Origin of the sequence: Cyclobacterium lianum (assembly GCF_900143075.1) — a bacterium.
In the GTDB taxonomy this organism is placed as follows: Bacteria; Bacteroidota; Bacteroidia; order Cytophagales; family Cyclobacteriaceae; genus Cyclobacterium; species Cyclobacterium lianum.
This window is the reverse complement of sequence record NZ_FRCY01000008.1, coordinates 242,515-249,865: the sequence shown is the minus strand read 5'-3', so window position 1 is coordinate 249,865 and position 7,351 is coordinate 242,515. Positions and strand designations below refer to the sequence as shown.

Here is a 7,351-nt window from a genome sequence, read left to right as displayed (position 1 = left end):
CAGAAAAAGGATTGTGGAGTTGTTCAGCCGGGAAAGTGTGGAAAAAATACTGGAAATCCTGGTCAACAAGATAGCCCGAAAGCAGGTAGCGGTAAAGAAGGGAAGGAAATTTTCTAGAAAGGGTCTGGGAAAATCGGCAAGGACCAACCAATACTATAAATAGCAAAAAAGGGAAGGAAAGAGAAGAAAATACAACATATCGCACCAAAAATTGACACCTGCTTCAGGAGTAAGGAAGCCTATGCCCGAAACCTGATAAAAAGCTCGCCAAGATACCGAAACCGGCAGGGAAAAATCAAAATTATTCCATTTTGAAACCAAAATAACAAACCAAAAAGCTTAACTTAATAGCATTGCATCAGCAACAAGGTTTCATGAAAGCCTTCGTTTAGCTTTGATCCTTCTTGATTTTATTTTAAATTGATTGTACTATCAGGAATTTGTTTGCCCGTCAGGATCCGGAGATTGCAAAAATACCTGAACTTTCTGTTCCCAGGTACTGCCAGCAGGCCCTCCAGAAAGAACAGTATGCAAAAAAAATGTGTATTTGGGACAATTTGCATGAATCACCGTCCCCTGGATTCGTATCTCCGGTTTTTCAAACCCGGGGAATAATAAGAGCACAAGCCAACACGATGTCACCTCATTAACCTAAGTATACCTCCAATGGAACCAAAAGACACTTCTTTATCCTGGCCCATACTGAACTTCCATAAAATGGAAGACACCATAGAATCATTGCACCAATGGACACAGATAGTAGGTAAAATCCGACTGCGAACCATGCCCTGGCAGAATCACTCCTGGCACTGCACGTTGTATCTGAGTCCGCACGGATTTAGTACACAAAGCATCCCCTATCAGGGCGGTTTTTTTCAAATAGATTTTGATTTGAGGCAACACGAGTTGGTAATTTCCTGCGCACATGGGCAAAACAAAAAATTTAGGCTGAGGTCCATGTCCGTGGCAGATTTTTACCATGAACTGTTTGAAAAGCTTTCGGAACTGGGAATTGTGGTCACCATTCATGGCCGTCCCAATGAGTTAGAACATGCCATTCCCTTTAAGGAAAATACGATTCAAAAATCCTATGACCGCAATGCTGCATTTGACCTCTGGAAAGCTATGGCTAAGACTCAGGCCGTTTTTAGCCATTTCAGAAGTGATTTTACCGGTAAGTGCAGTCCTGTTCATTTGTTTTGGGGTGCCTTTGACCTGGCTGTTACCCGATTTTCGGGCCGACCTGCCCCGCTGCATCCCGGAGGAGCACCTAACATGCCACTAGAGGTAATGCAGGAGGCCTATTCCAAAGAGGTGAGCAGCGCTGGCTTCTGGCCGGGATCAAAAGATTTTCCCAGTGCGATCTTTTATTCCTATGTATATCCTGCAGACCCACAATTTGCCGGGCAGCCAGTTCTGCCGAAAGAAGCATTTTACAGTGCAGAAATGGGTGAGTTCATTTTAAAATACGAGGACGTTCAAAAATCGAATAACCCTGAAGCCATGCTTATGGACTTTCTGCAAAGCACCTACCAGGCGGCAGCAAAAACTTCCGGGTGGAACCGCAGCGAGTTGGAAAGGAATCCAGGCTGATGCTCTTATTTTCAACCCTCATGATACCCTGCATGGCATAGGCATGTCCCGGAACTCACCAGGAGACTGGAACTTCCCCTTAAAACAGGCAAATTCAAGATCGCTAATTGAGGGCACCGGGATGTCAAACAGCTTGTAGGCAATGTTTCTGAACGCCACGGGACCATGGTCACCCTGGATCATAATGGGACCTCCAGGCTGCTCATCTTCAAACATGGCAGATCGGGTGGGGCCTGCCACCTCTACATTTTCAGGGCCTGATGCATATTGATTAATCCGGTACCCTCAGAAAAGACACTGTTTTCCTTCAGGATGTGCATCAAGGTAGCCTTTAGTTTTTGGATAGGCTTCTATCGATGTACTGCTGATTTAATTCATCTGAATCACCATACTGCTCACGAAGTTCTTCCAGCCGGGTATGCAGCGCTTGCTGAACCTCGGCATAGGCGGGATCATTATAAACGTTGTTCATCTCCTTGGGGTCTGTTTTCAGGTCATAAAGCTCCCATTCGTCAATGTCGTAATAAAAATGGATCAACTTGTACCTTTCGGTCCTGGCGCCATAGTGCCGCTTCACGCTGTGTGCTCCGGGATATTCGTAATAATGGTAATAGATCGCATCCCTCCAGGATACATCCTCTCCTGCTGCAATGGCACGCCAGGATTCGCCCTGCATGTCATGGGGCTTTTCAAGGCCGGCATAGTCCAGTATCGTAGGAGCATGATCCAGGTTCATCACCATTTCTTCAACCACTGATCCGGCTTTAATCTCCTTTGGGTATCTCACCAGCAGGGGAGTACTCAGTGATGTTTCGTACATGAAGCGCTTGTCATACCAACCGTGCTCCCCCAGGTAAAAACCCTGATCTGAGGTATAAATGACTATGGTATTGTCCAGAATTCCTTTTTCTTCCAGGTATCCGAGCACCTTTCCTATACCGTCGTCAACAGATTTTACAACCTTGAGGTAATCCCTGAGATACCTGTGAAACTTGAATTTGGCGAGTGCCTTTCTATCGGGAGTGTCCGCAATTCGCTGATCCCCAGGAACAAATTCCCTGATGAACTTTTCATTTGCCGGCCCATACACTTCATTCCACGCAGCCATCTGCTCTTCTGTCATTCTTCCAAAGGGTGCGGCCAGCCGACTGGGTTCCCCAGTGAATGGGTTTTCCTCAAATTTCATATCCCAACCCCAATACATGTTGTCCACGATTTCCATTTCCTGCTCCCTGGCGGCAGTACCTCTTCCCTCGTAATCGTCAAAGAAATTGTCAGGAAACTCAAATTCCTTGTCTTCCAGATAAGAAAGGTACTTTTCTTCAGGCATCCAGTTTCGATGTGGCGCTTTGGGGTGGTAGTTGATGGCAAAAGGCTTGCTTTTGTCCCAATCGTTTTCCAACCAGTCCACTACAAATTGTGGAATGAGCGCTTCGCAATGTCCTTCAAATTTCACTTCCTCCTCCCCATTTCGGATAAATTCAGGATTATAGTAATTTCCCTGACCTGGCAACGTTAGCGAAAAATCGTATCCCTGTGGCTTGCCCCCCAGGTGAATCTTTCCGATCAATGCTGTAGCGTAACCAGCCTCCTGCAACAGCTTCGGATATATCATTTGATCCCAGTTAAAGGGACCTACATTGTCTACCTTCCCATTCAGGTGGCTGTATTTACCTGTAAGCAATACCGCGCGGCTAGGTGCACAGATCGAATTGGTAACAAAACTATTCCTGAACAAGGCACCCTCTTTCGCCAGGCGGTCCATATTGGGAAAATAAACACTGTCGAGCAAACCTTTTTCATAGGCATAGATGGCCTGTTGGGTATGGTCATCAGTCATGATAAAAAGGATGTTTGGACGCTGTTCAGCTTCTTTTTCCTGGCAGGAAGCGAACAGCCAGCTTACAACAAAAACAAAAAGGAGAATTTTTTTCATCGATTAATTTATTTTATCTTTTTTATCAATTTAGCAAAGGATTTTTCCCCCGCCTATTTTTTGATATAAAAAGTACACCAGAAAGCCCCGCCAAATGATAGTTTTGTCCTTCCGGCAATACTCATTTTCCGTTGATGATTTACATACTGCTGATAGTCTGTTCTTTATTCATACGGTCATATTTATTCCCTGGATTGACAGGTGCCGGCCTGCCACAAAGGTGACACTTACTGTCACCGTAAAAATAATCCGGAACCAAATCAGGCATAGCGGGTGTAGCATTGAGGTTGAACCCTCTGGCTGGCGTCAGGTGTTAAAGGTTTCTCGCTACAAATATTAAATTCAGAGCAATCCAACGGATATTTCTTTCACCATCTTGGCAAAAAAGCAGGGTATATTACCAAACTTTTGCTTAAAAACTCCTGGTAGAGGCAAGACTTTACGAAGTAAAAGGACGGATAAAACTTATTTAAAGGTAATGGTAAACCTTGCTCCCTTTTCTGGTTCACTATCAATGTCAATCCTCCCGCCGAGGGATGTCACATGATTATGTACCAGATAAAGGCCTATACCCTTACTATCCGCGCTTTGATGAAAGGTCTCTTTAAACCCGAAAATCTTGTCGCCAATGCGTTCCATGTCGAAGCCCAGACCATTGTCCTCAAAAATGAGTTGCCTGGCTCCCTCATGGATGCGCGTAGAAACGCTAATGACTGCTTGACACCCGGGCCTGGCATACTTGATCGAATTGGTAAACATATTCAGAAAAATACTTTCCAGATAGGACCGATTGAATTTCACCTGATCAAAGGCAGTAAAATCTGCGTGGATCTGCGTATCCGAAATCTCTATCAGCGATTTGATAGAAGTGACCACCTTCTTCATCACTTCGTGCAGCTCGAGCTGCTCTACCAGTACCGTCAATACATCTTTCTGACTCAAATTGTCAATATAAGTGTCCAGGGTATGTTTTAAACCTTCGGTAGAATTTTTCATCAACCGGATAAATTCCCCCATTTCGTCAGGATCGAGGTGTGATTCCTCCAGAATGGAGAATATAGAAAGCAAATTATTGACCGGGGAACGTAAATCATGGGAAGTAGTAAATGTAAGCTTCTTCAACTGCTCATTAGATTGCGTGAGCCGGGTTATAAGGGCATTTCTGTCTGCCTCCTGTTTCTTCTTGTGGGTGATATTTTTTGCCACAGCGTAGATCAAGCCTTCTTCCTTTGCCGGTACAGAGGTCCAGGATAGCCAAATGGTGTCTCCTGAATGTGTGACGTACCTGTTTTCGAAATTGAGCAGCGGGGTGCCATCCGAAACAATATAATTGCGCGTTTCTATCGTGACCTGCAGGTCATCGGGATGAACGAAGGAGTTGATGGGGTTACCGTATAGCATTTCGTCCGGAAAGCCCAGGACTTTTTTCAGTGAAGGGTTTATCCGCTTAAAATATCCGTCGAAGCCTGCAATACAAAGCAGATCCAGCGAGAGATCAAAAAACAAATCCATTTTTAAAGGAGTCTTTTCGTAGGTATGCTCCCTATTTGACTGTAAATCCATAGCTGATTAAAAATTATACTGATAAAAATCTCGTTCGAAGTAGTTATCGAGAACCATTTTGTTCTTATTAGCTGCTGTAAACGAAGATAAAAATATCAAATATTTTCACCATTTCGACACATTTTGCTATAAATTTAATAAAAGACCAGTGGCAAAAAACCGACTTAATTAAAATAAAAACAAAGCCCCTGTGCCATTTCGTGGTGTAATTCAAAATACCAGCATCAAAATGCCTTTTTGTACAGACTTTTTAAAAAGATTTAAGATCTTGTATTGGGTTCGATACCTGTGGTTCGAAAAGCCAGCGGGAAACTACCTGTGGGTATCAATAGCGACATTACAATTGATCTGGGCCTGGTCCAGTGCCATTCCGATAAACATGGGATAGCTCCAACTCTTGTATCTACCCCAAATCGTTCCTGCATATTGGGGGAAAATTTCATCCTGGATAACTGGCAGTAAAGGTGCCGCCTTTTTCCCAAGTTGGCGTACACTTATCGCAGCCTGTAGCACCTGAACCTCATCCGGTAACCTGAGCATTTTTTCCAATATCTCATAAGCCTCCGGGTCTGTGCCTCGTTTAACCATGATCTCAGCCGCTTTGGTGGCTACCGCAGGTACTGCATCCTTCATCAATTTCTTTAGATGAGGCATTGTTGATTCTATGTTGCCCACGTAGGCATCCAGAGCAATCAATGCCCAGTACCTTTGAGCGGGTTCACCAGATTCAAAATAAGGAATCAAATGATTCGGATCTGAAACTTTTCCGACCCATCTGGCTGCCTCAAGAAGCTGCTGATAGCTTTCACGGCTGTAGGCACGCGCTACTTCATACACGCTCCTCCCCTTCGCCTGCCCCATCATGATACCCTCGGAAAGCAGCCCCGTATCTCTATGCCGAATCATCCATTCGTCGAGTTCATCTGCCAATTTTCGGACCCGGCTGGCATGCTCTTCCCTGGTGGCCAGGTTTTTTTGCTCCAAGGGATCATTTTCCAGATCGAAGAGCAGCTCGGTCTCCTTGGGTAAAAACATCCGTTGCGTTGCATCGGGCAACTGTCCGAGCGCTCTCAAGCGGTTAATTTCTTCGTAGCTTCCTCCCTTATTAAAAATCAATGCGTTCTGATAATAGGGCAATTGAGGCATGAAATGTCTGACATACAAGTACCGGCCATCATATACCGAACGGGAAACCTCGTAGCAATCATCAGCCCTGTCCCGGTAGCCGAACACATATTCCTTTTCTGTTGCACCTTCACCCAGGAAACTCTTCCCTTCCATCATTTCAGGAACCGTAGCCCCCGCCAAATTCAACACTGTGGGAGCAAAGTCTACAAAACCCACTTTGAGGTCCGTGGTAGTACCGGGGATGTGATCGACGAAATGCTTGTATTTCTCAGGAACATGCAGAATAAAGGGAATTTGTAATCCTGCATTATTCAGCCAGCGTTTGTGTCCCGGAAGGCCGTGGCCATGATCCGAAAACACAAAAACGATGGTTTCTTCCAGCAGGCCGTCCTCCTCCAAATCCCCCAGCAGGGATGCCACACGCTGGTCAAAAACCGCCAGCAGGTCATACATATGGGCCCAGATCTGTCTCATTTTTGGACTGTCTGGCAAATAGGGCGGTAGCATTACCTGATCGGGATCCGTAAACTCTTTAAGCGATTCGGTATCCGTTTTCCTTAAGGCATTCGTAGGACCTTCGTGGGTAATCATGATATTGAAAACACTGAAAAAAGGCTTATCGTCCGGACGATTGCGCCAGTGAGCTGTATTGCTACTTTCATCCCACCTCCCCTCATGGCTAAAATTATAATCCGTCTTTACGTTATTACTGGTATAATACCCTGCCTCGCGAAGGACCTCTGGTAAAATTTTCAAGGATTCAGGAACGGGAGTTTCTGACCTGAGGTGCTGAGAGCCCAGGGATGTCGCATACATCCCGGTAATCAGTGTAGACCGGGCAGGTGCACAAATGGGAGCATTGGAAAAGGCCTGGTCAAACCGGATACTCCGTTTTGCCAATTCATCTATGGCAGGTGTTCTGGCCAGGCTGTCTCCATAGCAACCGTATATGGGGCTCAGGTCCTCATGGGAGATCCACAAAATATTGGGACGGTCCTGAGTCGCAGAAGCCTGACCGATGGCCATACAGCATAGAAAAAAGACCCATGCAGCATGTAAGCTGCGTCGGGGGTTCTGATAATGCTTTGTGCGGTTCCGATTTTTCACTTTAGAGGTATGATTTGATGGAAT

At 45.4% G+C, this 7,351-nt stretch carries 4 protein-coding genes; 1 reads left to right on the top strand and 3 read right to left on the bottom strand.

The features are described from left to right. The first annotated feature begins 666 nt into the window (after positions 1-666). Entirely contained in the window at positions 667-1,593 is a 927-nt protein-coding gene (locus BUB19_RS14655) for a DUF5996 family protein (RefSeq protein WP_073095302.1), read from the top strand. Between the two features lie 331 nt (positions 1,594-1,924). Here the strand turns inward: BUB19_RS14655 and BUB19_RS14645 are convergent, their stop codons facing one another. The 3 genes from BUB19_RS14645 to BUB19_RS14635 form a co-directional block, all read right to left on the bottom strand. Further along, positions 1,925-3,529, bottom strand: a complete 1,605-nt coding sequence (locus BUB19_RS14645) for a sulfatase family protein (protein ID WP_073095300.1) — start codon at positions 3,527-3,529, stop codon at positions 1,925-1,927. Between the two features lie 465 nt (positions 3,530-3,994). Then, a complete protein-coding gene (locus BUB19_RS14640; protein WP_073095299.1) occupies positions 3,995-5,092 on the bottom strand; it encodes a PAS domain-containing sensor histidine kinase in 1,098 nt (365 codons plus the stop codon). Positions 5,093-5,404: 312 nt separating this feature from the next. Beyond that, the gene (locus BUB19_RS14635; RefSeq protein ID WP_245802858.1) at positions 5,405-7,327 is read right to left on the bottom strand and encodes a sulfatase-like hydrolase/transferase; all 1,923 of its coding nucleotides are present in this window, start codon (positions 7,325-7,327) and stop codon (positions 5,405-5,407) included. Between the last annotated feature and the right edge of the window lie 24 nt (positions 7,328-7,351).

Excerpts from the sequence above, each read along its gene's own strand:
- BUB19_RS14645 (WP_073095300.1), bottom strand. The coding sequence starts at position 3,529 with ATGAAAAAAATTCTCCTTTTTGTTTTTGTTGTAAGCTGGCTGTTCGCT.
- BUB19_RS14640 (WP_073095299.1), bottom strand. The coding sequence starts at position 5,092 with ATGGATTTACAGTCAAATAGGGAGCATACCTACGAAAAGACTCCTTTA.
- BUB19_RS14655 (WP_073095302.1), top strand. The coding sequence starts at position 667 with ATGGAACCAAAAGACACTTCTTTATCCTGGCCCATACTGAACTTCCAT.